A 2,730-nucleotide genomic window follows, 5' to 3' on the forward strand; every position below is an offset into this window, starting at 1 on the left:
TCGTAGGTTCAAATCCTACATCGCCCACCAGCAAGAAGCAAGGTGCAGTACAGTACAAGCCCTCGATCTATATGGTCGGGGGTTTGGCCGTTTTGTGCCGAAGTGTAACAGCGTGTGGTAGCCCAGTGGCGCGCGATTACTCATAAGATCCCAGGGCTGGGCAAAGAGTCTCTGCTCGCCTGCAAAGGTCAAATTCCGCTTTGATCCCGTCACCCGTCTGGGTACGCCCTACCTGTACCCAGACAGCCTTTCCCCGTCTAAAAGCACAACCGTTGTAACAGGCGACTGGTGGTGATGCACGGGAAATGTGACCTCTATTGCATGGGTAGACTCAGGTATCGTTCATAGCTGCCATTACCAGTCCCAGTCATCACTTTCTCTGCTTTCATTGCCAGGAGCTTCAGTATAAACTTGTGAGTGCGGTAACTATCCAGCTGCTAGACCTGCGGCCTTGCTACAACATCTTTTCGACTCTCCAGTGGTACAGCGCCACCGCGGTCAGGAAGAGCCCCGCTGTCCAGAGAAATAGCGCGCCAAGCTCTGGGTGGAACTGGCTTAGCGGTGCGCCCTCAAATATGATGCCCCCCAGCATGCCCATTAGATGATAAACCGGGTTATGGTCTGCCAATATTTCCACCAGCCCGGTTCCTGCGAAGGCTCCTCCGCGGTGCCAGTCAGAAAGCTGAAAGAGCACAATGGCGGGCGCAATCCCCAGGCCAATAATCGCAAACACGCTATTTGAGAAGGTAACATAGATGAGCCCAAGCGCCACAGCAAAAAACAGCGCAACCAAAAGCACAAAAAGCAAGTCCAGCCAGGATCCCGGGATACTGATCCGATAAACCAGCATCATGACAAATATCAGCCCCACCATGATGCTCAATCTGCTGACCATGTCCAGGGCCACGCCAAGAAAAAATCCTGTCCGGCTGATGGGCATAATCAGTATGCGGCGGAAGGTGCCGCTTTTGCGCATATCCAGTATGGTCAGCCCGACCCCGGTACAACCGAAAATGAGCATAAAGAGCAACACAATGGCCGCAGTCCTGAAGGCTCTCTCTGCCATCTCCATGGCCGCTAAATTTTGCACTACTATCAGCCCTACCGGAACGGCAAATATCCAGAGTAAGTTTGCCTTGTCTCTGAACAGGTCTTTCAGCGTATATTTGGCAAGAATAAGGGCCTTGATCACTTAGCCCTCCTTATCCCGGAATAGCTGCCTGCCGGTGTAATGGAAAAACACGTCGTTGAGCGTGATCTCTTTCTGGCTGCTGCTCCTGATCAGAAGGTTGCTCTGATAAACCAGCTGCTGAACCTGCGGCAGGGCAGATTTCTTCAGGGTAATTTCCAGAGAAAGCCCTTTGTGTGTGGCTTTTAGTACGCCCTGAAGCCCGGCAAGCAGCTGCACCAGTTCATTGGAAGGCATTTCAGCAAAGGTATACTCAACCAGCAGCTCGTCGCTTAGCGTTGACTTCAGCTCCTCTGAGCTCCCCTGAGCCACCAGCTTTCCTCGGTCAATCAGAATTATCCGCGAACACAGCGCATCGGCTTCTTCCATGTAGTGGGTAGTCAATAGTATGGTCTTGCCCTTTTGCTGGAAGCGGCGAATGGTCTCCCAGGCCTCCAGACGGCGGCTGGGGTCGAGTCCGACGGTGGGCTCGTCCAGAATCATCAGCGGCGGATCCGGGATGCTTCCTAAAGCGAAGTTGAGCTGGCGCTTCTGCCCTCCGGAAAGAGTGTGGGCCAGCTTATCGGCTTTTTCTCCAAGGTCGTATTCCTCGATAACCTCGGCCACTCGCTGTTTTGACGCTACACCATACATCTCAGCCGCCAGCGAGAGGTTCTCGCGCGCCGACAAGTTGTCAAATACCGCTGCCTGCTGAGGCACGTAGCCGAGTCTTCGGCGAACTTCCAGCCCGTTTTTTGTTGAACTTAGCCCCCAGACCAGCACGCTTCCTTTAGTCGGCTTACGCAGGCCGACGATCAGGTCAATAATGGTGGACTTGCCTGCCCCGTTAGGGCCTAGCAATCCCAGCACCTCCTTCTCTCTTATCTCAAAAGAGACATCGTCTACTGCCACCAACCGAGCAAAATGCTTGGTCAGATTTCGTATTTCGACGGGATTCACTGTCGGGCTACCTCCCAGACCCCCGTCACCATCGTCGAATAACCTCGAGGGCCGACTTCTACTAAGCTAAAATTCCCCTTAGCGACAGACTGTTTGTGCCAACCCAGACTAGTCTAACCGGCTACCGGCCAGGAGCGGGTCATCTAGACGAGTCGCTTACGCGATTCCGGCAAAGCCGTAACCTAGTCTTGAATCTGCGCAACGTTCCCCCATCTCAAGACACAAACAGGGTAACCGGGGGCGCGACGGACATTTGGCCTCTACTACACCCGATGACGCAAAGCCGAATAGCCACAGGGCTCGAGCTTATTTTTCGCCTCGGAATCGCAGGTCAGATACAGTTCTGTAGGGGAGTTTTCGCCTGGTTGTGGAAGCCACCACGGAAGTCGTGCCCGCAGGGGAGGGGGAGTATGCTATGGACAGCCTGGCTTGTGCCTGGCACCCGTTTAGTGGATGTGCCCGCAATGACCCACGAGATGCTCGAGTTCGTCGAGGCCCTGGGTAGCCAGGGGGCTCGCTCCCTGATCATCGGGGGTTATGCCCTGGCTTTTCTGGGAGTGCCCCGCTATACCAAGGATCTGGATCTGTGGGTAGATGCCGGC

General features: G+C 54.5%; 2 protein-coding genes and 1 pseudogene. 1 reads left to right on the top strand and 2 read right to left on the bottom strand.

All coding sequences use genetic code 11. From position 1 onward, the window contains the following. Positions 1-454 precede the first annotated feature (454 nt). Both Q0288_RS17875 and Q0288_RS17880 read right to left on the bottom strand, forming a co-directional pair. Positions 455-1,192, bottom strand: coding sequence for an ABC transporter permease (locus tag Q0288_RS17875; protein WP_299433757.1), 738 nt, complete (start codon positions 1,190-1,192; stop codon positions 455-457). Next, on the bottom strand, positions 1,193-2,128 hold the full coding sequence (locus tag Q0288_RS17880; RefSeq protein ID WP_299433760.1) for an ABC transporter ATP-binding protein: 936 nt from the start codon (positions 2,126-2,128) through the stop codon (positions 1,193-1,195). Positions 2,129-2,538: 410 nt separating this feature from the next. Between Q0288_RS17880 and Q0288_RS17885 the strand changes: the two are divergent. Further along, positions 2,539-2,730, top strand: a pseudogene (locus Q0288_RS17885) (hypothetical protein); the annotation flags it as partial.

This window comes from uncultured Meiothermus sp., from assembly GCF_937863175.1.
Taxonomy (GTDB): domain Bacteria; phylum Deinococcota; class Deinococci; order Deinococcales; family Thermaceae; genus Meiothermus.